Below are 24,215 nucleotides of genomic sequence, written 5' to 3' on the forward strand. Positions count from 1 at the left end.
ATTTAATCCACAATAGTGGATAAGTTTGAAAATCTTAACTAAATCCTATCGAAAAGCCTATTATAGCCTGTGGATAGATTTTGTGAAGAAAGGTGTAGTAATGATTAGTTTAGAATACATTACAGATGAATTAAAAAATGAAATGAAAATGAATATTGCTGATAGCCAACAATATTATACTTGGATAGATATATTAAAGCCTTTAAATCTCTATGAAAATACCCTTTATTTAGAGATTCCTAAGTCTGAGATGATGTTTGTCTATGAAAAAATATGGACTCCAGCATTACAAGAAAATCTAGATAAGATTACAAGAGACTATGACTATAATATAAAGGTAGTAATTATAGCTAAAGATTCAGATTCCTACAGTAAAATATTAACTCTAGGCAATAATTATGAAGAAGATGGACAAATGAGACTGAAGCAGGTGTCTAAGTTTCCAAAACCTTTACTAGATCGCAATTATACATTTGAAAATTTTGTACAAGGTAAATCAAATCAATATGCTCATGCCATAGCAAGTGCTGTAACTCAAAATATTATAAATAATGACCCTACCAAGGTATATAATCCTCTATTTATATATGGAGAATCTGGACTTGGTAAAACCCACTTAATGCAAGCAATAGCCCATAAAATTCTTGAAGAACGTGATGATTTATATGTCATGTATATATCAAGTGAAAGATTTACAAATGAACTAATTGCAAGCATTCAGCCAACTAGCAAGAATAAAAATCAAAATCTAAATCAAGAATTTCGAGATAAATATAGGTCAGCTGATATTTTATTAATAGATGACATACAATTTTTATCAAACAAAGAAGGGACACAAACAGAATTATTTCATACTTTCAACGACTTATACTACGCAGATAAGCAAATTGTCCTATCATCAGATAGACCACCCCTAGAAATCAAGGATTTAGAAGATAGATTACTTTCAAGATTTTCCTGGGGTATCACAGTAGATATAGGTAAGCCAGATTTTGAAACAAGAGTAGCAATACTTCAAAAAAAATCAGATGAACTAGGAGCTTATATTGATAGTGAAATATTAACTTACATAGCAGAAAATATAGATACAAATATAAGAGATCTAGAAGGAGCCTTATCTACTGCCATAGCCTATGCTAAAGGAGATAATAGAAATACTATAAGCATGGATGATGCCAAAAAAGGAGTAAATACTAGATCACTAAATAAGCAAAAACATGTAAGTATAGATGATATTCAACAAATAGTAGCTGATAAGTATTCTGTGAAATTATCAGATTTAAAAGGTAAATCTCGTAAAAAAGAAATAGTAAAACCAAGGCATATAGCTATGTATCTTGCTCGAGACATACTAGATGATAGTCTAGTAACTATATCAAATGCCTTTAGCAGAGACCATACAACAGTTATGCATGGTATAGATAAAGTTAAAGATGAGATGCTAATTGATGAAAATTTCAATGACGAAATAGAAAATATAAAGAAGTCGATTATGGAGTAAAATGTGCATAACTTAGGGGATTAATATGTGGATAAAATAGCATTTAATATTGTATCTTAATGATGAATTTAATATGTGGAAAACTATATAACTTATCCTAGACTTATTAAGAATTAATTTTGTAAAAATATTGGCTTAATAAAGCTACTTTGATCACTTATCCACATATTAATAACACCTACTACTAATACTACTAAATATATATAGTTATATGAGGAGATAACATGAAATTTGAAGTAAAACAAAATGAATTAATGAATGCTATTAACATAGCTAATAAAGCAGTAAGTAAAAATACCAATATACAAATACATGAATTAATATACTTTGAAGCTAAAGAAGATAGACTTTCACTGACTGCTTTTGATGGAGAAATTACAATAAAGACATCTATATCAGCTATAATTAAAGAAGAAGGTGAAATGGCAGTAAAAGCAAGTCTATTTACTAATATAATAAGAAAATTACCAAACGATACAGTAAAAATTGAAACAAAAGAAGGCAAAATAAATATAAGAAGTCAAAATTCTAACTTTAATCTTATAGCTTTTGAATACTTTGAGAAACAAGACTTGGATTTACCAGAAACAAAACCATTAGAGATAGGAAATGATAAGCTTAAAAGATCTATCTTACAAACAGAGTTTGCTACAAGTATGGATGAAACAAAGCTTGCTCTTACAGGTATTTTATTTGAACTAAAAGAAAACAAGCTTAATATGGTAGCTCTTGATGGATATAGAGTAGCTCTTAAGCAAAACAGCATAGACTATATTAGTGATTATGAAAATAGTGAATTTATAATTCCAAAAAGATCTCTTATAGAATGGTCTAGAATTATTTCTGATGACAATACTTCTTATATTTATAAAAATGAAAATGACATAGTATTTAAAAGTGATGCTACTACTATGTATTGCAGAGTAATAGATAAAAATTTCATAGATTATAGAAATATAATAAATGATATATCTGATACTACAGTAATACTTAATAGAGATGCTCTCGTTCGTGCTCTTGATCGTGCTCAAGTATTATCAGATCCAGGTAGGGCAAATCTTATAAGAATAGAAATATCAGAAGATCATATGGTTATAAAATCTAATTCAGAAGTAGGAGATGTAAAAGAAGTAGTAGAAACAGAACAAGAAGGAGAAGATTTAGATATAGCATTTAATGCAAGATATATGCAAGAAGGTGTTCGTGCATTTGATAGTGAAAAAATAAAATTAAGTTTTAAATCTTCATTAAATCCTTGTCTAATATATCCAGTAGATAGTAAATACGAAGATGAAGATTTTACTTATCTAGTACTTCCGGTAAGACTTGCAAATTAAGAGAGAGATTTATGGAAAATTTAGAATTTGAAACTGAAATGATCACCTTAAAAGATTTACTTAAAGTCACTCAAATAATTCCTTCAGGAGGTCTTGCTAAGGCTATTATAAAAGATGAGGGAGTCATTCTTAATGGAGAAGAGTGTTTTATTCCAGGTAAAAAACTTTATAAGGGTGATACAGTAATTTTTGATGATATAAGTATAACTATTATATAATTATAATGTGGATAGATAAGATAAATTTAAAATCTTTTAGAAATTATTCCAATAGTGAACTTAGCTTTAGTGATGGGATTAACATCTTTATTGGAGATAATGCCCAAGGTAAGACTAATCTGCTAGAATCACTTTATTATTTGGCCAATGCGACAAGCTTTAAGAAAAATAGAGATAAGGACATAATAAGCTTTAATAAGTCATCTATGAAATTATCTGGTCTTATTAGAAAAGGCATGTATTTTAAGGATGTAGTAATAGAAGTAGATGCTTATGGTAAGAAAATTTCTGTAAATGGAGTAAAATATGAGAGAAACAAGGATTTAAAGGCTTTATTTTCTGTGGTATTATTTACCCCTGAAGACTTGTTAATTATAAAGGAAGGTCCTAATTTAAGACGTGATCTTATAGATGATATAATAGTAAGCATAGATTTTTCCTATAAGAAAACAAAAAAAGAATACGATAAGCTTGTTTTTGAACGCAATAAGCTTTTAAAAAATCAAAATAGTCCTTACTTTAAAGAACAATTGGATGCTTTTGATAAATCTATAGTAAAATACGGCTATAAAATTTATAAAAGACGCAAAAAATTTATAAATCTTTTAAATGATTTTGCAAGGGACTATCATCTTAATTTATCAGAAGGAAAAGAAAATCTTAAGCTTACTTATAATCCAGATATAAATGCAGCAAGTATAGAAGACTATTATCAAAATTTTTTTAAAAAAAGAAGCGATGATTTAAGATATATGACAACTCAAAAAGGAATCCATAAGGATGATGTTGATATATTAATAAATGATAAGCTAATAAAAAACTTTGGATCTCAAGGCCAACAGAGGTCAGCAATATTAAATATAAAATTAGCCCAAGTTAAATTGATAAAAGAAGTGACAGGTGAAACATCTGTCATTTTATTTGATGATGTTTTTTCAGAATTAGATGAAAAAAGATCGAGGTTTCTTTTAGAAAACTTAGGAGGCTATCAGACAATTATTACAGCTACCAATACCAAGAGTTTGGATATGGTAGATAAATCAAGCATTAGATATATAAAAAATGGAATAATTTTTGATAATTAATAAAGATTAAATTAATAGCTAATCTTGATTTTAGAAAGGAAAATTATGACAGAAAACAATTATGATGCCGGTAATATCAGGGTCTTAGAAGGGCTTGAACCTGTTAGACTTAGACCTGGTATGTATATAGGCTCAACTAGCGAAAAGGGCTTACATCACCTAGTATATGAGGTTGTAGATAACTCTGTAGATGAGGCACTAGCTGGTCGTTGTGATTACATAAAAGTAACTGTATCAGAAGATAACATAATAACAGTAGAAGATGATGGATCAGGTATTCCTGTTAAAGAACACCCACAAACTCACAAATCTACCTTAGAAACAGTTCTTACAGTCTTACATGCAGGGGGTAAATTTGATTCATCTGCCTACCAATTTTCAGGAGGGCTTCACGGTGTAGGTGTTTCTGTAGTAAACGCTTTATCGGAGTATCTTATAGCTGAAGTAAAAAGAGATGGTCACCTTCATAGGATGACTTTTGAGCGTGGTGTAGCTACAAGTGATCTTGAAATTCTAGGCGAAACTAATGAGACTGGTACAACAATAACTTTTAAACCAGATTCTGAAATATTTGAAACAACTGTATTTGATAAAAAAACTTTGGAACGCAGATTCCGTGAAATGGCATTTTTAAATTCTGGTGTTCAAATTATATTAGAAGATAAAAGAGATGAATCTATAGATACCTTTAAATATGATGGTGGAGTTAGGGAATTTGTAGAATACTTAAACCGTAACAAAAATTCAATAATGACTACTATCCCACATTTTGTAGGTAGTCAAGAGGATACAGAAATAGAAATAGCTTTCCAATATACAGATTCTTATAGCGAAAATATCTTAACTTTTGCAAATAATATATTAACTCCAGAAGGAGGGACTCACCTATCAGGATTTAGATCAGCCTTAACTCGTGGAGTAAATGATTATGCTAGAAAATATAATTTTATAAAAGAAAATGAAGATAATCTACAAGGTGAAGATGTTCGTGAAGGGATGACTGCTATAGTATCTGTAAAGATATCTGAGCCACAATTTGAAGGACAAACTAAGGCAAAACTTGGTAATTCAGAAGTGCGTGGAGCAGTAGATTCATTTTTTTCATCAAAACTTGAAGCATTCTTAGAAGAAAATCCAAAAGTAGCAGCAGTAATCTTAGATAAAGCCTTATCATCTAGAAGAGCTCGTGAAGCAGCTCGCAAGGCTCGTGATTTAACTCGTAAAAGATCAATTCTAGATTCTGCAACACTTCCAGGAAAACTTGCCGATTGTCAATCAACAGATATAAATGAAAATGAAATATTTATAGTCGAAGGTAACTCAGCTGGTGGTTCTGCAAAGGGAGGACGTGATAATAAAATTCAAGCTATCCTTCCTCTAAGAGGAAAAATCCTTAATGTAGAAAAAGCAAAACTTGATCGTATCTTAAATTCGGAAGAAATTAAGGCTATGATTACAGCATTTGGTACAGGTATAGGTAAAGATTTTGATATATCAAAACTCCGTTATGGAAAAATTATAATCATGACAGATGCCGATGTCGATGGTGCTCATATTAGAACACTATTGCTTACATTCTTTTATAGATACATGAGAGAATTAGTAGACGATGGACATATTTACGTAGCTCAACCGCCCTTATATAAAATTAGTCATGGCAAAACCGAACGCTATGTATACTCAGATCAAGAACGTGATAGGGTCCTAAAAGATCTTGATGGTGCTAATTATAAAATAAACCGTTATAAGGGACTTGGTGAAATGAACGCTGAGCAACTTTGGGAAACTACTATGAATCCAGATAATAGAGTACTTCTAAGAGTATTAGCAGATTCTGAATCAACTACTACAGATAATATCTTTAGTCTACTTATGGGAGAAAAAGTAGAACCAAGACGTGAATTCATAGAAGAAAACGCCAAATACGCAAGCAATATTGACGTATAGGAGGCAAGATGATAGAAATTAATAATGATAATAATATTATAAATGTAGATCTAGAAGATAAAATGAAAGATGCTTATCTAGACTATTCCATGTCCGTAATAGTATCTCGTGCTTTACCCGATGTTAGGGATGGGTTAAAACCCGTACATAGAAGGATTCTTTATGGAATGGATGGCTTAGGACTAGATCCAAGCAAGCCAACCCGTAAATCAGCAAGAGTAGTCGGAGAAGTAATGGGTAAATATCATCCTCATGGTGACTCTGCCATATATGATGCTCTTGTAAGACTTGCTCAAGATTTCTCAACTAGATATCCTTTAGCCCAAGGTCAAGGTAACTTTGGTTCTATAGACGGGGATGACCCAGCCGCTATGCGTTATACAGAAGTTAAGATGAGTAAAATTGCCAAAGAAATGCTACGCGATATCAACAAAGATACAGTAGATTTTATGCCAAACTTCGATGAAGAAGAAAAAGAACCAATAGTTCTACCGTCCAGATTTCCAAATTTACTTGTAAATGGTTCTAATGGTATAGCTGTAGGTATGGCAACAAATATGGCACCGCATAATCTAAATGAAGCCATAGATGCATCAATTGCCTATATGAAAAATCCTGAGATTAACATCCAAGAATTAAATAAAATCATAAAAGGTCCAGATTTTCCAACAGGTGCAAAGATTTTAGGAAAATCAGGTATTAAAGAAGCCTATGAAACTGGACGTGGCAAGGTTAAGCTACGTGGTATTGCAGAGATTGAGCCATTTAAGAAAAATCGTGAACGCATAATAGTTTCAGAGATTCCTTATCAAGTTAATAAGGCAAGACTTATAGAAAAAATTGCAGATCTTGTAAAAGATAAGAGAATAGACGGCATATCTGATATACGTGATGAATCAGATAGAAAAGGTATGCGTATAGTTATTGAAATTAAACGTGATGCAAATGCTAATATAGTTTTAAATAACTTATACAAATATACTCAATTAGAAACAACATTTGGAATAATAAATCTAGCTTTAGTAGATGGTGTTCCAAAGATATTAAATCTTAAAGAACTAATAAAATATTATATTGATCATCAAAAAGATGTAGTAACTAGAAGAACAGAATTTGACTTGGCACGTGCAAATGCCCGCAAGCATATAGTGGAAGGATTGATAATTGCTATAGATAATATAGATGAAATTATCAAAATTATCAGATCTTCTTATGATGATGAGCAAATTAAAGGGATTTTCTTAGAGAGATTTGGACTTACAGATCTCCAATCTCAAGCTATCTTAGATATGAGATTAAAACGTCTATCAGGACTCGAAATTGAAAAGCTTAATGCTGAAAATAAAGAGCTTGAAGAAACAATTTCTTATTTAAGATCTATTCTAGATTCTGAGGAGAAATTAATCGAACTTATAGAAGATGAGCTTAATGAAATCAAAGAAAAATACGGAGATAAACGTCGTACTAAAATAGTAGCTGACGAGGGTGAGATTGATATAGAAGAACTAATCGAAAAAGAAGATATACTAATTACTCTTACAAATGATGGATATATTAAAAGACTTCCAGTAGATACCTACAAAGTACAAAATAGAGGTGGTAAAGGTATATCTGCGGCAAATACTAAAGAAGATGACTTTATTAAACGCATAATGACAACAAATACTCATGAAGATTTACTATTCTTTACGTCATTTGGTAGAGTTTATTCCTTAAAGGGATATCAAATCCCAGAAGGGAGTCGCACAAGCCGTGGTCAAGCTATTATAAACATTCTAAGCCTAAATACTGGAGAAAAGATAACAGAAATTATGAGTCTATCAGAACTAAATGAAGATGATCAGATAGTTTTACAAACAAAAAATGGTAAAATAAAGAAAACTGATGCAATTAATTTCACATCTATACAAAGAAATGGAATAATAGCTATAGGTCTAGAAGAAGATGACAAACTAATTTCAGCACGTCATATTGAAAAAGAAGAAGAACTAATAATATCAACTAAAGATGGTATGACTATCCAATTTAATACAGAGGATGTAAGAAGTATGGGTCGTCAAGCTCGTGGTGTTCGTGCTATAAAACTTAGCGATAACGATGAAGTAGTAGCAATGAATATCAGAGGAGATGAAACTTACTTACTAGTAGTGACAGAAAATGGCTTTGGTAAAAAGACTTCCTTTAACAATTTCAACAACCAAAACAGAGGTGGTAAAGGAATCAGATGTCATAAGGTCACAGAAAAAACAGGCTGTGTAGTAGATACTCTTCCGGTAGATCTAGATGATGATGTCTTGATGGTATCCCTAAATGGTGATATGATTAGGATTAAAGCAAAAGATATATCAACAACAGGTAGAAATACCATGGGTGTGACACTTAAAAATCTTAAGGATGAAACAGATAAGATAGTTTCTGTTGCAAAGTATGATGGTACTATTGAAGTAGAAGCAGAGGAAGAAAATGTTTGATAAAAAATTAGAAACAAATGGTAATACTCAAACTATTAAATTAATAGGCGATTTAGATGTATACTCTGAAGATGACTTTAAGTCATTCATTGATGAGCAAATAGATGTAAATAAAGATATAGTATTAGATCTTTCCGACCTAGAATATTTGGATTCCACAGGTCTTGGTATGTTTATGAATATATACAAAATGTTAGATGCAAATGGTAAGAGTATAAAAATCATAAATGCTAAAGAAAACATCAAAAAATTATTCAAAATAACAGATCTTACTGCTCTTTTTGATATGGAGTAAAGAATGGAAAATATAAGTATTAAAATTCCACCAAATAAAATATATATAAAGTCAATCAGACTATTTACAGCTTCATTAGCTAGTGATTTAGGATTTAATATAGAAAAGGTAGAGGATTTAAGAGTAGTAGTAAGCGAAGCTATAAATTATAAGCTCAGTGATGAGGCTATAACAGTTGAATTTTTACCAGAAGATGAAAGTCTATCTATAAAAGTTATAGGTAAAGATAAATCCCTAGATGAACGAGCACTAAAAATGCGTGATCTAATCCTTAAAGAATTAGCAGATGAAGTTAATATAAGTGAGGATGCTATCGAAATCACACAAAAGGCATAGTTATGACAGATAAGAAAGACAAAGATAAAACTGAACAAGAGCATAAAGAAGAGATCAAAAGAAAGTTTGAAGAGTTTTATCAAACCCGTGATAAGGATCTTCGTGATGAGCTTATAGAAGAGCATATGTATATAGTTGATATTTTATCAAATAAATACGTTGGAAAGGGCATAGAAAAAGATGATCTTTATCAAGTAGCAAGCCTTGGCCTAATCTATGCTATCGACAGATATGATCCGACCAAAGGTTACGAATTCTCTTCATTTGCTACTCCAACTATAATGGGAGAACTCAAAAGATATTTTAGAGATAAGGGTTGGGTAATAAGAGTACCAAGAAGGATTCAAAACTTATATAAAAAGATAAACTCTGCCAAAAAAACTCTCCCCCAGGAGCTTCAAAGAACTCCAACAGTAAAAGATATAGCAGACTATCTTGGGGAAGATGAAGAAACTATTCTAGAAACTATGGAAGCAAGCAAAGTATATTCTCCACAAAGCTTAGATATGAAATATCAAGTTCAAAAAGGAGAAAATTCCATAGACCTTGCAGAGATGATAGGAGAAGAAGATAGGAACTTCGATTCAGTAGAACTATCAGATCTTATAGAAAAGTCAACAGCGAGGCTAAATGATCTAGAAAAAGAAATACTTGAACTAAGGTATTACGAGGGACGTACACAAATAGATATAGCTAGTACCTTAGATATATCTCAAATGACAGTAAGTAGAATAGAAAAGAAGATACTCCAAAAGTTCACACTAGAACTAGAAAAAATGGAGGAAGTTTAAGGAACTATTACAAATCAATAGTTATCTATTGTTATATCATTGGACACCCTATTAGAAAGCTTGAGATCTAGTATTTCGATTCTCATATAGACTAAACTTTCTAATAGGGTATTTTAATAATTTTAGAACGATTTATCTATTTTTAATAGATTTTTTAATTACATAAATTTTTTATAAAAAGTATTTCACATGAAATACTATTTATATCTTGTTATATTATTATTCAATTGTTTCAATTCAAATGGTATCTATAGGATTATGAAATGAGGGTTGGAATAGTATAGTTAAATACCTACAACTAATTTCTAGCAGGATCATCATTCGGTGGCTACAAAGAATCAGGAATCGATCGTGAAACAGATAAACTTGCTCTAGATGAATATACCCAAGTTAAAAACATCATGGTAGATGCATACCAAGATAAATTGGGTATGTTTTAACTAATAGAATAAATAAAAAAATTAGACTTCAATTGAGGTCTAATTTTTTAAAAATTAATAACCATTTATAAATTTTGATCTAATTTTACATAATTATTTTTATAATTGTATAGTAAAACTAGATATTTAATGATTGAAGTAAAGATCAATATATTTATATATTAATAATTATAATTAAAAAAGGAAAAATAATGACTAATAAAGAATTGTATAAAATTGCATATAATCATATAAATCATATTGATTTAAAGCAGTTTGGAACTGCAGGTCATGTTGCATGTGCCCTAGAAAGTAAAGAAGGAAATATATTTACAGGTATTTGCATTGATTTACCATGTTCAATTGGTCTTTGTGCAGAACAATCAGCTATTGCTGAAATGATAAAAAATAATGAGACTGTAATTAATAAAATAATTGCCGTGTATGAAGATGGAAGCATTTTACCTCCATGTGGAAGATGCAGAGAATTTATTTCGCAAATAGATAATAAAAATATAGAAACTATAATAGTGCTTCCAGAACTAGAAGAGGTACTACTTAAAGACTTATTACCAGAAAGTTGGGATTACAAATGGAATTAGTGAAATTTAGTGATAGAATATTTTATCTACCTCATGAAACTCAGACTGACAGGCCCCTATTAGCTTATGTAAAAGGTTAGAAGTTTTCTCTTGCCATAGACGCAGGAAATTCTGCTGACCATGTTAATAAATTCTACAAATCTTTAGAAGCAGAAAATTTAAAAAAACCAGAAGTGACAATTATTACCCATTGGCATTGGGATCATACTTTTGGTATGCACAATATAAATGGATTATCCATTGCTCATAAAAAAACCAATGAATTTTTAAAAGAAGAAAAGAATAAACTTAGAGATTCTTCTTATTTAGATAATATAAAAAAAGAAAATATTTATCTTGCTAGAGAATATGCAAATAATGAGGATATTATTGTCACTTTATCAGATATTGAATTCGATAAGAAACTTGTAATTAATCTTGGAGGTATTAAAGCAAAAATTTTCCATACCAAAGCGCCTCATTCTGAAGATACAGTTTTAATTTATATCCCTGAAGAAAAAATCTTATTTTTAGGAGATTCTACAAGTGAAGATTTCTTTAATAACAATTATATGGATATAGATAAATTAAATTCATTAATAAAAACTATAGAGAGAATAGATTGTAACACTTGCATTTTAGGACATACGTCCCCCTTAGAAAAAAATGATTTACTTAATTATTTAAGATCTATCTTATAAGTTGCTTTAAAAAGCCTAGCAAAACTAAAATAAAACCATAGCTGTACTAACCCCAAAAGTCAGAATAAAAACTGACTTCCTTAAGTTTGATTTTAGATCTAACTTTTGAAGATAAGTTCATTACGTAAAATCTACTCGTTAAAAATCTTTTTACAAGTAATATATAGCATTTTTATTTTTTTATAATATTCTTAACTATATTAATAATACCTGTAAACATTATAACTCCTGATATTATAGTCATACCATCATAAACTGAGTTACTTATATTTTTAAAAAATAAAATTGCTGCCAAAATTACAGCTACTAACTGTAATACAGTTAAGTATGTGTTATTACTTCTATCCATTTTTAAATCTCCCTTAATATCGGCCAACCGATAAATTAACTGGATACCATCCTTCTTCATAATTACCTGTATAATAGGAATATACTTTCTTATACTCTAAATCAATAGCTAAAGTTATACCAGATTTTCCAGTTAATCCATTAATCAAAGCTCCTGTTCCTAACATTCAAGATATAATATTAAGTCCAGGTAAAAATTTAGATCCTAATTTTTTTGCTATAGCATCTGCTGCAATCTTAACGGCTTTAGTTCCAGATGCTAGACCTATAGTACTAGCAACACCAGAAGGTAATCCCATCGCTTCATTAGAAATTTTAACCGTATATTTTCGTTTGTCACCAACTTTAGGAGCTGAAGAATAATTCATTAAGAATTTTGAATTATTTTTTATATTACTATAATATATATTTTCAGTGATCTCTACACCCCAAGTAATACCATTTTCATCGGTAACATCTATTACTTGAGTATCTTGTCTTAATTCTTTACTCCCTAAAGACATATCAGATGCATATGAAAGATTTGGTAAAAATGAACTAATTGTCATTACCATTGCTAAAATTAACATAACAAACTTATTATTTTTCTTCACTACTTTTCCTACGTTTTAATTACTTTAAAATATTCTCCTAATAAATAACCAACTAATATAATATTATTTAATTTATATCTTCATCTCCTATGATTTGTTATTTAATATAATAATATTTTTTATATATAATTACAATACACATAAATGTGGATTATTATAATTTATATTTAGTTTACTATAGAATATAAGATTTTAGATGAGGTATGATTTTTGTTGTTAACTTAAGTGAGTTGATCGAACAAAAAATATTGAAATAAAAATCCACCTTCTATGTAGGTAGAGGGATTAAGCTTTAGCTTCAAGCACCAAGAAAACCTTTGTAAAGTATAGTTGTGATAATCACACGGAGTTATTCATGGATAAAAATACTTTATAACATACAAGCTGGAGATGTAAATATTATATAGTTATTTAATTAAGATACAGAAGTTAAGCAATACATAGATAACTAAGAAAATACATAGGGATTATACTTAGGGAACCATGTTCAAGAAAAAGAATAAAAATAATAGAAGTAGAGCTTTGTATATCATGTTCACATTTTGATAGAAATTGCGTCAAAATACATAATATCACATATTATAGTGTCTAAAAGTAAAAAGTTCATTAATAATATTAGAGGCACAACAGCTTGAAATATAAATATGGAAATAGATATTTTTGGTATAGGGGATATTATGTATATATAGTGGGAAGAAATGAAAAAAATAAAAAAATATATACTAAATCAATTATAAATAAGATTATTACATTGACTGAATAAGTATAAAGGAATACTATTACCCTTTTACAGGAAAGTCAGTAAATAAAACAAATGGAAAAACTGATTAAGCAGTAGTTTGAAAAGTGGTGCATATGATTAAAATACTCGGCAATCATAATAGTTAGTATTGATATTTGCGCCTTATAGGTGCTGTACAAAATACAAGCGATTAAAAAATTAGGATTTTGATAAATTGATTGATCAATATAATGGTCCACTTCAAACTGGAGTCAATTCTGATAATTATGAATTAATTGATTTATTAATTAAGAATGGTTTTTCTTTAAAGAAAAAATGTTATGCGGTAGAAGTTAGCAAATAAGATTTAAAATTTGCCCTAGAAAGTATATTTGGGGATATTTTAAAAACTAAAAATGGTCAATTGGAGTATAAGTATTGTTGTAAAATTCTCTATTGGATTTCTTTTTACCACTCTTAGTAACCATTCCATTTTCTTTCTATACATATCATATAGTTAAGAATGGATTTATAGATTATGCTGGAGTGAGGATTGCAAAGAGAAAGTATCTAACTTATTATATACTATCAGCTTTAATAAGCTGTTTTGTAATGGTATTTGTGGTTAATATATTGGCGATAGTATTTTCTTATAATGTAGCAAGTATCACATCAGAGGTCAGCAAACCATCTTATATTGGATATTTTCTAGGAAATTTACAGATGAATAACCCAATTATCTTTGGAATAATATGGTCCATATACAAAGCCTTTTTGGCCACACTTATTTGCTTATTTGGACAAATAATTTCTATTTATGTGGGAAATTTGTTTTTGGTTTTACTAGCCCCTTTTATATATAGTGTGCTGGAAAACTTTATAACTGGTGTTCTTAGAATACCGCAATTTAGTTTTACAACAGCACTAATATTAGATAGATTAGAAGAAAATCTTATGAGACCTATAAATATAATTATTGGAATATTGATATTTGCAATAGTTATATATTTAACTTACCGACTACTAAGGTCAAAGTATGAGAAAGATAAATAAAAACATTTTATTAGCAAAAATAAAAGAAAATTACCGTATATTACTTTTAAATTTCATAGTACTATGCTTTATAGCAGGATCTAATATTCCTACATACCAGCAATATGATATAAGCATGTGGGATTTTATACTTTTGAATTTGACAGATCATTATTATGTTTTGTATTGTATGATAATTTCGCTTATTGTAATAATTTCAAAAGATATAAAGGACATAAATTATACTCAACAGCTTAGGTATAAAAATATATTTGCCTATAACTTAAGTAGGATAAGATATTTTTTAGCTTTTTTAAACTTATATTTTTTAGCTCATATACTTATACTCTTGCTAATAGGCGCTTTAAATTTTAAAAATACCACATCTATAAGTCCTATAAGGCTAGAAGGATACAGTGAAATAGTCGATTTATATAATAGATATATAAATATATTTGATAATATAATTTTAGCTAATTTTGCTGTTATTATATATTTTATATTTGGTTTTACTGTATTATATGCCTTATTAACCAAGATTAATCAAAATAAGGGATATAAAAATACAATTGTATCTGCTATTATCATATATATTCTTACATATATAGGGTTTAAAACTGATTTAAAAACGAAGCTTCCAGTTTTATTTTTCAACAACTATATATTGCTACACCATGGGCTAATTGTAAATGGTTTGTTTAAATTTATATTAGTAATTGCTATTGGAATTTTAATCATACTTTTTTCTGTAGTTAAGCCCAAAACAATAGCAAAGACTAATAGATCGTTTAATGAATTAATAATAAATAGAAAAGATATAACTATAAGTCTTCTAGTAGTTTTAATCTTATACATACTTACATATATAAAGAATGTAGATAATATAGACTTTGGTATTAGAGAGCTAGGTCTTCTTACTTTGTTTGGTAGTTCTACTAAGTAGAAATCTTTTATATCTTTCTTAAGTTTAACTATAATAAATACTACTCCTATATTTATAGTTGGCTTATCTAAGAGTAGGCTTAAGAATTATTTTAACGAACCGTTGCTTATAAGATTTAAGAATATTGAGGACTTTAAATACAATGTAAGAAAAATTCATTTTTTTATATTGTTATCTATATATTAATAGTAATTTTGATAAATTATATAACCTTTTTCATAGGAAAGACATCTGATTTGAGTTCTACTTTTCTTAAAGAAGCATATGGGATGATTTACGATCTAGGTATATTAAGTAAATATAATGTAGGATTTGCTATAAGTCTTATGTTCTATTTTGGAATATTTTATATCCTATCATCATTTATTGGAGAAGTATTCGCTATAGTTATAATCTTACTAAGTAAGTTTATTCTTTTTTTCCTAGCTTCTTATGATGTATTAAAAATAAATTATGGGATAGTGAATTTATTAGAAGATGGACAAATCAGTTCAGTGATTTTTGTTAAATTATTAGTAGTTTTACTATATTTAATTATAGTAATTTTAAAATATAATAGAGGTTATAATTATGAAGGCAATACAAGTAGAAAATATTAGTAAAAAATTTGGCACAAAAATCCTTTATGAAGATGTATCATTTACTATAAATAAAGGAGAATGTGTAGGCATAGTAGGAAGTAATGGTACAGGAAAGAGTGTACTATTTAAGATGCTGGCAGGTATTGAAGATTATGATAGTGGTAAGATAATTGTTAAGGGCAAAAAAGTAGGTAAAAACTTAGACTTTCCAGAAGATATAGGTTACTTTGTAAATCAGCCAGGATATATAGAATTTTATGATGGTTTTACAAATCTAAAAATGCTGGCAGATATAAAAAACTTAATTACGGATGATCAGGTTATAGAAACTATGATAAGTGTGGGATTAAATCCTGATGATAAAACTAAAGTTAAGAATTATTCCCAAGGTATGAAACAAAAGCTTGGTATATGTCAAGCTATAATGGAGGGTCAAGATTTAATATTCTTAGATGAACCTTTCAACGCTCTTGACTTTCAATCAAATATTGATGTAGTTAATATAATAAAAAATCTTAAGTCACAAGATAAAACTATATTAATAAGCTCTCATCAACATGAATATTTAGAAAAACTCTGTGATAGAATGTATATTATTATAAACAATAATATAAAATTATTAGATGAAAATCTTAAAAAGACATATTTTGGAATATTTTAATAAAATATCTCGAAATCAAAAAAATATATAATTGTTTATATACAAGACTTTAATTAAGATTTTTTGATCTAATATTTTAGAGAATGAAATCCAATGGAACAAAATTTGTACTAAATAATAACATTGAATATGTAACTATTTTAGCAGAGAATTATTCAAGATATTAAAAAAAGAATTTGAATGAGTTTTGCTATATAAAATCACACCAAGAATAAATTTGGTGTGATTTTTATTGTTCAATTTAGTGAGTTTAGCGGGATGAAAGTAAAAACACTTGTTATTTAGATATATAATAGAACATTATCTGCAGAGGTAAAAAATCCTTATTAAAAAGTAATCGTTATTATTATGTATATGATTATAACATTAACTATTGTTTCACATGAAACAATGATTTTTTAATAGTATACAATAGCTGAAAAATTTATCATAATACTACGTTATTGTAAAAATGTAACAATTCGTTATAAGAAATTAAAAACTTTTATAGATTATTTGTAAAATCGTTTATTGTTGGTAAGATAATTATGATTAAAATCCTATACTATAAGATATAGCATGTAAAGGAGGAGCAAATGTCTTATGACTATAGCTTTATAGGTAGTGAAATTAGAAGAATTAGGAAAAGTAGAAATATTTCTCAAAAGGATTTATCTCTTATGGTTGGAATTTCTGAAGAGAGTCTTAGAAGAATCGAAAACAACCATAATAATCCACGAGTAGATAATTTTTTAGAAATTCTTGATGTTTTGGGTATAGATTTTGAGATTATTTTAATGGATGATAGTGGTTCTTCATGGAATTTGATTAACAAACAGATCAAGATCATAGACAATGATTTAGAAAATCTTTCTTTAGATAATTTGCATACCAATATTGATAAGCTTAAAAAATTAAAAGATTTTATTCCCTCATCATATGAAAAAAAACTTATGCAATATATATTATATTATGAAGGTATATATGAGAAGGATATAAAGAAAGATTATCTAACTTTTCGTAACTGTTTATTAAAAGCCTTAGAGATTAATGGTAAATCTCTAGAAAAAGGATTTAAAAATTCCTATAGTGATATAGAGAAAAGAATATTAATAAAATTATCAGAATATTACTTTTATAATAATTTTGAAGCTAATTCAAAACTTATTTTAGATTATTTAGCTGAGAACATAGAGGTTACAGATATAAATTATATAGATATATTATATAATTTATCTAAATACAATTACATACAAAAAAATTATAAAGAATCAATAAATATTTGCCAAAAAGCTATAGATATAAGTTCTAAAACTAATAATTATAGGAGAATAATATTGGTTTACTACTTAATTGGGATTAGTAAATTTAAACTAAATGAAACTTCTTTTAGTGAAGATATAGAAAAATCTTTAGTCCTATGTGACTTGTTAGCTAAGCCTGAATTGAAACTTATTATAAGAAAAAATGTATCCTCAATATTAGAAGAAAAGTAACCCCACAAAACTGTGGGGTTACTTTTTTTTGTTAGTAATATATAATTATAGTTGAAAGGATGATAGATATGAGAAGAAAAAATATAAAAAAATTATGTACCTTATTAATTTTTACTCTTACTATATTTTCAAGTGCAAAATTACAAGCTAAAGATAATATGATAACTTATTCTAGAAATCCAGAGACTGAACCTATATCAATTTATAGGATTACTTCAGAAGTTGAGCCTATATCTATTTATTAAAACTAAGTTTTATAAACTTTACATTATAAAGACCATTGTGTCTTTATTTCTTTTTAACAATATATCGTAGTGATTTGCTAGGATATGCACTTATATTCATAGATAATTTGATATTAAAATTCTATCACTATGTATATATCATCTGAATAAATTTTAACTTCTGTAGATAAATTATAAATTTAATCTATCAATAACTATAAAGTATATGGCCTTATCGGCAGTCTATATCAAACCCTAAACAACAAATTGAAAGAAGGAAATCGTGAAAAAGAAGTACTTAAAAAATCTATTCGCTCTATTGGTTATGGGATCACTAATATTCCAAGCCGATCCAGCCTTAGCTACGGATCAAAAAGCTGATAGTTCAGTTAGCACACAAGAAAAGCAAGAAGCAGAACTTATTCCTCAGCTAGAAATAGCTCCAGATCCTACAGATATCTACCAAGACTCAAAAGATGAGAATGAAATACTAGAAGTAAGCCCGATATCAGATGAATTTAAGGCAGCTCAAAAGTCTGGTAATAAGGTATCTCCATTAGATGTAAATTTTGATTATATAAAGACAAGGACAAGATCCAAATCTTCAAATTTACCAGAAAAATATGATCTTAGAGATCATAATAGAGTATCACCTGTTAAGAACCAAGGAAAAAATGGTTCATGTTGGGCTTTTGCTACATATGGTTCTATGGAGTCAGTTTTAAGTAAATATGGAAAATTTGATTTTTCAGAAAAGCATCTTAGAAATACCCATGGATTTGACTGGGGTCCAAATGATGGTGGAAATAGGGATATAGCTGCAGCATATATGGCTAGATGGTCAGGTCCTGTTGATGAAAAAGACGATATGTATGATCCAGTAATATCAGTATCTCCAACAGATGTAGATAGGGTCTTAGACATTGATAAAGTTTTATATCTACCAGATGTGTACAATTTTGTAGATACTACGGATATCAAACAAACTATTATGAAATACGGTGGTGTTTATACAACTATCAATAGTTCAAAGTACTACGAAAATGCTAAAAATAATAGCTACTTTAACCCAGGTGGGGGCAGCGATGATCATGCAGTTACTATAGTTGGTTGGGATGATACCTTCCCAAAAGAATTATTCTCAATCAAGCCAAAGGCGAATGGTGCATGGATTTGTAAGAATTCATGGGGATCTTCCTATATGGATAATGGATACTATTATGTATCCTATGAAGATGTTTATGCAGGTAAATCTAATGCTTGTTTTATACCCAAGAAAAAAGATCCTAATGGGCATATTTACCAATATGATCCACTAGGTGCTACTAGATCTGTAGGCTATAATAAACAAGGATATATGTGTAATATCTTTAAGTCAGATGGTAAAGAAACTCTTCACGAAATTGGAATTTTCAATGTAAGTATGTATACAGATTATAAACTATATGTAGTAAGAAATATTGAAAGGACTAGCCAATTAGATAGTGAAAAAGTAGAAGTGGCTTCAGGAACTTTACAATATCCAGGATATTATACAATTGATATTAGTCAAATGGAATTAGAGGAAGGTGAACAATTTGCTGTGATGGCATATCTAGATTCATCAAAGGCAAATTACAAATATCCTCTAGCAGTTGAAGCAAGAATAAATAATTTTTCATCCAAAGCAGATTCGGAACCTGGTCAATCTTTTGTATCAAGTGATGGTAAAAAATGGACTGATCTTTCAAGCGAACTAAAAGGAGCAAATGTATGCCTAAAGGCTATTACTACAACAGGTGAAGTTATAGGAGATGATGAATTACCAGTAGATCCTAACACTCCAGAACCTGTTAAAGAGGTTAAAAATATAAGTGTTGCAGAAGGAGCTGGTGGTTATCTAAGAATAAATAAAAAAGGAAAACTAACTCCAATAATTGAACCTAAAGATATAGAAAACGTAGCCATAAAGATCTACACTTTAGATACAGATATAGTAGATGTAAAAGCAGATGGAGTGATAGTTCCTAAAAAAGTTGGAACAGCAAATATATTAGTAGAAACAAGAGTTTCTCGTGGAATTCTAAGATCTAGATTTAACCTTGAAATAATTCCAGAAAATTTACGTTATGACAAATTAAGTGAAATACCTGTGGTAGGGGATAACGAATTGTATGAGAATGGAGAAATAGATAATGGGGAAAAATTCCCGGATCCTCCAAAGCCATATGAAGATCCTTACATTATAAGAAATATGTCTATAAAAATTCCTCAAGCAAGCCTAAGGGAAGGTGAAACTTTAGACCTATCAGAAAAGATTACAGTTTATCCAGATACTGCTAAAAGAGAATTCACTTATGAATCAAAAAATCCAGAAATAGCAAATATCGATAAAAATGGTCTAGTTACAGCAAAATCTGTAGGAAAAACTACATTAACTGTTAAAACAAATAACAATATAAAAAAATCAGTAAACGTAAGGGTACTACCAAACTTTGAAAATTATCCGGTTGAATTAGATGGATTTGATGTATCACAAAGAAAAAGTGGATATTTCACTATAAGCCTTAAAGCCAGTCAAAATGGAGTGGGATATCAAGGTCCTGCAACTATTACAACTAGGGCTGGCAATAAAGAAGATAAGCTAGTAGAAAAAACGTCAACACTTTACTTTAAAAATGGAGAAGCTAGTATCACATATAATGGTGGACAATTTGGTGTTTGGAGAACTAACTTTCAAACAGATCTAAAACTACGTGATATAGAGGATCATATATCTTATGAATTCTCTAAGGATAATAAGTCAGAAGCTTTTATAAGAGAATATCCTAAAAAAGTTGTTGGTCTTACTCAAAAACAATATGAACTTGGTGATATAAAAGTGGGACAACGAGAAAATGGATTTTTTACTTTATCGTTTGAAGCTTTTGAAGATGGAAATCTTTATAATGGCATGGGTATTGTAGAAACAATATCTGAAGGGACAACAAGAATAAATACTGTGAATTTTAAAGATGGCAAAGCTAGTATTAGATATTCTGGAGGTGATTTTGGAGTTTGGAAAAAAGATTTTGTAACTAGCTTAAAAGTTGTCAATACTCAATCAAGTGTTGCTTATAGTATGAACTAATAATAATTGTGGTATTTAGTAAGGCTAAATATAAATAAATCCAATGGGAGGGAAATATGAAAAAGAGCAAAAATGTTGCCATAGCTCTTGTACTTCTAATGTCAAGTTTGGCAGTAGCTCCAGGTATCAGTTCTATTGCTTATGCAAATAATCTTGAAATCAATGAGGATACATTGATTAGAGAAAGAAAACCAGGCATAACAGTAGATACTAATATCGGATCAGACCAACAAAAGCTAGAAATTGCAGAAGTTAGAGAAGAACTAACTAAAGCACAAAAGTCAGTAGAAGGAGTAGAAGCTGCCGATGAAAAGTATGAAGAATGCTTAAAACAATTTAATGAGGCAGTAAGAACAGTGGGTCTAGAAATAGACGATTATGAACAAGGTGTAGAAAACGGAACGCTATCTCGTCAAGGTGGACTAGCAGAAGGAAGCATCTATGATTTAACAACTATTCCAGTTAGAGTTCAACTTTTAATAAGAATAGGTAGAGCAATAAGGTTTGGTAGTACTGAATTATCAAATAAGATTATAGCAGCTCATACAAAGCTGACTGAATATATACTAACAGGAATAGTATATGCTGCTAATCCATTTGCGAGTGAAAGTCAAATCATGGAATACATAGAAAAATTTGAAGCTTTAGAGCAAGAACTTCTATCATATCCTGATCTATCACCAGAAGATATAGCAACCATTTATAAAAAGGCTGCTTATCATAGAACTATAAGAGAAGCTCGCAAGGTAAGAAATGATGCTAATAGAACAGGTAGAAAATTTCAAGCTAGAGAATTGGATAAGGAAATATCCAAAGCAGCAGGATTATGGTGGAGAATCACCGTCACTTGTGGAGAGCTTGATGAAGAAGAGGAAAAATTAATATTAGCTATAGAAAAAGTTGCTGGACCTAAAATTAGAGCAGAAAAAATCGAATTTATGGAAGGTGGAGCAGGAGCTATCAACATAGATAATAAAACAAAGATAAGACCTGTAATCATGCCAGCAGAGGTAAAAAATAAAGATTATATAATTTACTCATCAAACCCATATGTAGCTCGTGTTATAGGCAATGAAATCATTCCTCTAAAAACAGGTAATGTAATTATCACTGTTATGGCTTTAGATAACGGAATAACAAAAGATTTTGAATTACAAATCCTAAATCCAGGTGAACCAACAAGCCTACCAATGCTAGAACCAACTGGTGCAAATGATCAATATTTAAGTGCAAAAAAAGATACAGATAAACAGGAAAAATTAGTTAAAAATAATTCCGATGAAGTAAATGATATATCATTTACAGTAGGATCTGTTGAAATGAAATTAGGTGAAACTTATCCACTAGGACAAAAGGTTCTAGTATTTCCAGAAAGAGTAAGTGATAAGACTCTTACTTATGATATTTCTAATCCAGATATAGCAAGTATAGATGAAAATGGAAATATAACAGCCCTTAACCCTGGTAATACAGAAGTAACAGCAACAAGTGTAAATGGTATAAAAAAATCTATAAAAGTAAACATAGCCGAAAAAGAAGTGGAAAAAACTTATTCTATTACAAATATTGAGATTTCACCAAGGAATGCAGGAGTATTTACTATTAGTGTAGAAGCTATGGAAAATGACAAGGCTTACAATGGTCCATGCGATATTACACTTTTTTACGGAAATAAAACTATAAACAATAGAATATATCTAAAAAATGGGAAGGCAGTTAAAAAATATACAGGCTTTGATATACCAACATGGCAAAAAGAATTATCAGGCACAGTCAATATAAAAGATATCAGTCAAGATATAGAATTAGCTTTTAATTAAAGGAGAAATAAATGAAACTTAATAAAATTTTTGCATCAGCCCTAGCAATAACACTAACATTTGGACATATTGCTCCAACATTTGCTTCAAATATTATAGTAGATACACCAGAAGAAACAAATAGTCTTACAATGGATGAGGCAGAAGTATATAAACAACAAATTAGGTCAATGAGAGATGAAGTTAATTCACTAAATATCACAGATGACCAAGATAAAGAAATGGTAGATGAATTTAACTCAAAAACATTAGAAATTGAAGATAATATAGAAAAATCTTCACAAGGATTTAGTGCTGCTGACCTATATGACCCAGCATCAATTCCGCAAAGATTATTAGTATTAGGTAGAGTTGGTAGAGCAATTAGATTTGCAACAACACAACTAAGATACAAAGTTGATGATGCCCATGCAGAAATAGCTGAATACGTATTTGAAGGCTTAGTCATAGCAGCATCACCATTTCATACAGTAGAAGATATGAAAGCTTACATGGCAAAATTTGAAGTATTAAAGGCAAAACTATTATCTTATCCAGAAATGGGCCTAAATGATACAGCAAATATGTATGTAAGAAGTGATCTAGATGTTAAACTTCACAAGGCAAGATTCATGAAATATAATGAATTAAAAAATAAACCAACTTATGTAATTAAAGAATTGGATAAGGAAGTAGCTGAGATTACAAATGGTAGATTACGTCCACAAGCAACAGTTCTAGAAATTTATCAATTATCAGATAGACTAGATCAAGCTGTAGCAGTAGCTCTAAGTAATGAAGATGAAAGAGCAATGCCAAATGAAATTGATAAATTGAAAGAACTTTTAGCAGATCTAAAGAAGGCAAAAAGACGTGGAGATAGCAGACCAGAAGTAGCAGAAGCTATTGATAGAGCAAAAGAAGAATTAGGATACATTCGTCCTTCAAAAATGAATGTAAATGGCCTAATACAAACAATGGAGGCATTAAAATACTAGGATAGTATTGTATAAAACTTATTAATTTAAAATTTTCCTTCTAAATAGA

Annotated in this window: 25 protein-coding genes; 22 read left to right on the forward strand and 3 right to left on the reverse strand. The window is 29.2% G+C overall.

Translation table 11 applies throughout. The features are described 5' to 3' along the window. Positions 1-100: 100 nt before the first annotated feature. The 12 genes from dnaA (at position 101) to ABXG81_RS00060 (ending at position 11,682) form a co-directional block, all read left to right on the forward strand. Entirely contained in the window at positions 101-1,501 is a 1,401-nt protein-coding gene (gene dnaA / locus ABXG81_RS00005; protein WP_209814290.1) for a chromosomal replication initiator protein DnaA, read from the forward strand. 224 nt (positions 1,502-1,725) lie between these two features. Then, positions 1,726-2,838: a DNA polymerase III subunit beta gene (dnaN, locus tag ABXG81_RS00010; RefSeq protein WP_117520580.1), complete on the forward strand. Its 1,113-nt coding sequence runs from the start codon at positions 1,726-1,728 to the stop codon at positions 2,836-2,838. An 11-nt stretch (positions 2,839-2,849) separates the two neighbouring features. Next, entirely contained in the window at positions 2,850-3,056 is a 207-nt protein-coding gene (locus tag ABXG81_RS00015; RefSeq protein ID WP_117520582.1) for an RNA-binding S4 domain-containing protein, read from the forward strand. Between the two features lie 5 nt (positions 3,057-3,061). Further along, on the forward strand, positions 3,062-4,141 hold the full coding sequence (gene recF, locus ABXG81_RS00020; protein ID WP_117520584.1) for a DNA replication/repair protein RecF: 1,080 nt from the start codon (positions 3,062-3,064) through the stop codon (positions 4,139-4,141). Positions 4,142-4,186: 45 nt separating this feature from the next. Then, positions 4,187-6,088 (forward strand): DNA topoisomerase (ATP-hydrolyzing) subunit B, encoded by a 1,902-nt coding sequence (gene gyrB, locus ABXG81_RS00025; protein WP_353528834.1) that lies wholly within the window; start codon positions 4,187-4,189, stop codon positions 6,086-6,088. Positions 6,089-6,096: 8 nt separating this feature from the next. Next, positions 6,097-8,559, forward strand: a complete 2,463-nt coding sequence (gyrA, locus tag ABXG81_RS00030) for a DNA gyrase subunit A (protein WP_209814288.1) — start codon at positions 6,097-6,099, stop codon at positions 8,557-8,559. Continuing rightward, positions 8,552-8,854: an STAS domain-containing protein gene (locus ABXG81_RS00035; protein WP_117520590.1), complete on the forward strand. Its 303-nt coding sequence runs from the start codon at positions 8,552-8,554 to the stop codon at positions 8,852-8,854. The genes gyrA and ABXG81_RS00035 overlap by 8 nt, the downstream gene beginning before the upstream one ends. Before the next feature lie 3 nt (positions 8,855-8,857). Beyond that, a complete protein-coding gene (locus ABXG81_RS00040; RefSeq protein ID WP_117520592.1) occupies positions 8,858-9,190 on the forward strand; it encodes an anti-sigma regulatory factor in 333 nt (110 codons plus the stop codon). Positions 9,191-9,192: 2 nt separating this feature from the next. Beyond that, on the forward strand, positions 9,193-9,981 hold the full coding sequence (locus ABXG81_RS00045; protein WP_117520594.1) for a SigB/SigF/SigG family RNA polymerase sigma factor: 789 nt from the start codon (positions 9,193-9,195) through the stop codon (positions 9,979-9,981). 344 nt (positions 9,982-10,325) lie between these two features. Continuing rightward, positions 10,326-10,421: a hypothetical protein gene (locus ABXG81_RS00050; RefSeq protein ID WP_288222942.1), complete on the forward strand. Its 96-nt coding sequence runs from the start codon at positions 10,326-10,328 to the stop codon at positions 10,419-10,421. A 191-nt stretch (positions 10,422-10,612) separates the two neighbouring features. After that, a complete protein-coding gene (locus ABXG81_RS00055; protein ID WP_117521919.1) occupies positions 10,613-11,002 on the forward strand; it encodes a cytidine deaminase in 390 nt (129 codons plus the stop codon). A gap of 95 nt (positions 11,003-11,097) precedes the next feature. Then, complete coding sequence (locus tag ABXG81_RS00060; RefSeq protein ID WP_353529257.1) at positions 11,098-11,682, forward strand: MBL fold metallo-hydrolase; 585 nt, start codon at positions 11,098-11,100, stop codon at positions 11,680-11,682. Between the two features lie 172 nt (positions 11,683-11,854). Here ABXG81_RS00060 and ABXG81_RS00065 read toward each other — a convergent pair whose 3' ends face one another. From ABXG81_RS00065 to ABXG81_RS00075, 3 genes are read right to left on the reverse strand one after another with little or no spacing between them, the layout of a single operon-like run. Then, complete coding sequence (locus ABXG81_RS00065) at positions 11,855-12,031, reverse strand: hypothetical protein (RefSeq protein WP_209814284.1); 177 nt, start codon at positions 12,029-12,031, stop codon at positions 11,855-11,857. A 13-nt stretch (positions 12,032-12,044) separates the two neighbouring features. Beyond that, positions 12,045-12,179 (reverse strand): hypothetical protein, encoded by a 135-nt coding sequence (locus ABXG81_RS00070; RefSeq protein WP_281063103.1) that lies wholly within the window; start codon positions 12,177-12,179, stop codon positions 12,045-12,047. Between the two features lie 18 nt (positions 12,180-12,197). Then, the gene (locus tag ABXG81_RS00075; RefSeq protein ID WP_353528835.1) at positions 12,198-12,599 is read right to left on the reverse strand and encodes a hypothetical protein; all 402 of its coding nucleotides are present in this window, start codon (positions 12,597-12,599) and stop codon (positions 12,198-12,200) included. Between the two features lie 980 nt (positions 12,600-13,579). Between ABXG81_RS00075 and ABXG81_RS00080 the strand changes: the two genes are divergently transcribed. From ABXG81_RS00080 to ABXG81_RS00125, 10 genes are all read left to right on the forward strand, one after another. Further along, positions 13,580-13,708 (forward strand): DUF1343 domain-containing protein, encoded by a 129-nt coding sequence (locus ABXG81_RS00080; protein WP_147318535.1) that lies wholly within the window; start codon positions 13,580-13,582, stop codon positions 13,706-13,708. 92 nt (positions 13,709-13,800) lie between these two features. Further along, positions 13,801-14,397 carry a hypothetical protein gene (locus ABXG81_RS00085; protein WP_353528836.1) on the forward strand — a complete coding sequence of 199 codons (597 nt, stop codon included), beginning with the start codon at positions 13,801-13,803 and terminating at the stop codon, positions 14,395-14,397. Continuing rightward, positions 14,381-15,319: a hypothetical protein gene (locus tag ABXG81_RS00090; RefSeq protein ID WP_353528837.1), complete on the forward strand. Its 939-nt coding sequence runs from the start codon at positions 14,381-14,383 to the stop codon at positions 15,317-15,319. The genes ABXG81_RS00085 and ABXG81_RS00090 overlap by 17 nt, the downstream gene beginning before the upstream one ends. 236 nt (positions 15,320-15,555) lie before the next feature. Next, positions 15,556-15,918, forward strand: a complete 363-nt coding sequence (locus ABXG81_RS00095) for a hypothetical protein (RefSeq protein ID WP_353528838.1) — start codon at positions 15,556-15,558, stop codon at positions 15,916-15,918. Next, the gene (locus ABXG81_RS00100; RefSeq protein ID WP_353528839.1) at positions 15,890-16,561 is read left to right on the forward strand and encodes an ATP-binding cassette domain-containing protein; all 672 of its coding nucleotides are present in this window, start codon (positions 15,890-15,892) and stop codon (positions 16,559-16,561) included. The genes ABXG81_RS00095 and ABXG81_RS00100 overlap by 29 nt, the downstream gene beginning before the upstream one ends. 575 nt (positions 16,562-17,136) lie before the next feature. Then, positions 17,137-18,036, forward strand: a complete 900-nt coding sequence (locus ABXG81_RS00105) for a helix-turn-helix domain-containing protein (RefSeq protein WP_117521924.1) — start codon at positions 17,137-17,139, stop codon at positions 18,034-18,036. 68 nt (positions 18,037-18,104) lie between these two features. Next, positions 18,105-18,281: a hypothetical protein gene (locus ABXG81_RS00110; RefSeq protein ID WP_181965144.1), complete on the forward strand. Its 177-nt coding sequence runs from the start codon at positions 18,105-18,107 to the stop codon at positions 18,279-18,281. A gap of 262 nt (positions 18,282-18,543) precedes the next feature. Continuing rightward, positions 18,544-21,369 carry a lectin like domain-containing protein gene (locus ABXG81_RS00115; RefSeq protein ID WP_117521925.1) on the forward strand — a complete coding sequence of 942 codons (2,826 nt, stop codon included), beginning with the start codon at positions 18,544-18,546 and terminating at the stop codon, positions 21,367-21,369. Positions 21,370-21,425: 56 nt separating this feature from the next. Next, entirely contained in the window at positions 21,426-23,189 is a 1,764-nt protein-coding gene (locus ABXG81_RS00120) for a CAMP factor family pore-forming toxin (RefSeq protein ID WP_117521926.1), read from the forward strand. 11 nt (positions 23,190-23,200) lie between these two features. Then, the gene (locus tag ABXG81_RS00125) at positions 23,201-24,166 is read left to right on the forward strand and encodes a CAMP factor family pore-forming toxin (RefSeq protein WP_117521927.1); all 966 of its coding nucleotides are present in this window, start codon (positions 23,201-23,203) and stop codon (positions 24,164-24,166) included. Positions 24,167-24,215 lie beyond the last annotated feature (49 nt).

This window comes from Anaerococcus nagyae, from assembly GCF_040364225.1.
Classification (GTDB): Bacteria; Bacillota; Clostridia; order Tissierellales; family Peptoniphilaceae; genus Anaerococcus; species Anaerococcus nagyae.

Bases quoted from the DNA above. Each gene is read 5' to 3' on its own strand.
- dnaA (WP_209814290.1), top strand. From the start codon at position 101: ATGATTAGTTTAGAATACATTACAGATGAATTAAAAAATGAAATGAAA.
- dnaN (WP_117520580.1), top strand. From the start codon at position 1,726: ATGAAATTTGAAGTAAAACAAAATGAATTAATGAATGCTATTAACATA.
- ABXG81_RS00015 (WP_117520582.1), top strand. From the start codon at position 2,850: ATGGAAAATTTAGAATTTGAAACTGAAATGATCACCTTAAAAGATTTA.
- recF (WP_117520584.1), top strand. From the start codon at position 3,062: ATGTGGATAGATAAGATAAATTTAAAATCTTTTAGAAATTATTCCAAT.
- gyrB (WP_353528834.1), top strand. From the start codon at position 4,187: ATGACAGAAAACAATTATGATGCCGGTAATATCAGGGTCTTAGAAGGG.
- gyrA (WP_209814288.1), top strand. From the start codon at position 6,097: ATGATAGAAATTAATAATGATAATAATATTATAAATGTAGATCTAGAA.
- ABXG81_RS00035 (WP_117520590.1), top strand. From the start codon at position 8,552: ATGTTTGATAAAAAATTAGAAACAAATGGTAATACTCAAACTATTAAA.
- ABXG81_RS00040 (WP_117520592.1), top strand. From the start codon at position 8,858: ATGGAAAATATAAGTATTAAAATTCCACCAAATAAAATATATATAAAG.
- ABXG81_RS00045 (WP_117520594.1), top strand. From the start codon at position 9,193: ATGACAGATAAGAAAGACAAAGATAAAACTGAACAAGAGCATAAAGAA.
- ABXG81_RS00055 (WP_117521919.1), top strand. From the start codon at position 10,613: ATGACTAATAAAGAATTGTATAAAATTGCATATAATCATATAAATCAT.
- ABXG81_RS00065 (WP_209814284.1), bottom strand. From the start codon at position 12,031: ATGGATAGAAGTAATAACACATACTTAACTGTATTACAGTTAGTAGCT.
- ABXG81_RS00075 (WP_353528835.1), bottom strand. From the start codon at position 12,599: ATGTTAATTTTAGCAATGGTAATGACAATTAGTTCATTTTTACCAAAT.
- ABXG81_RS00090 (WP_353528837.1), top strand. From the start codon at position 14,381: ATGAGAAAGATAAATAAAAACATTTTATTAGCAAAAATAAAAGAAAAT.
- ABXG81_RS00100 (WP_353528839.1), top strand. From the start codon at position 15,890: ATGAAGGCAATACAAGTAGAAAATATTAGTAAAAAATTTGGCACAAAA.
- ABXG81_RS00105 (WP_117521924.1), top strand. From the start codon at position 17,137: ATGTCTTATGACTATAGCTTTATAGGTAGTGAAATTAGAAGAATTAGG.
- ABXG81_RS00110 (WP_181965144.1), top strand. From the start codon at position 18,105: ATGAGAAGAAAAAATATAAAAAAATTATGTACCTTATTAATTTTTACT.
- ABXG81_RS00120 (WP_117521926.1), top strand. From the start codon at position 21,426: ATGAAAAAGAGCAAAAATGTTGCCATAGCTCTTGTACTTCTAATGTCA.
- ABXG81_RS00125 (WP_117521927.1), top strand. From the start codon at position 23,201: ATGAAACTTAATAAAATTTTTGCATCAGCCCTAGCAATAACACTAACA.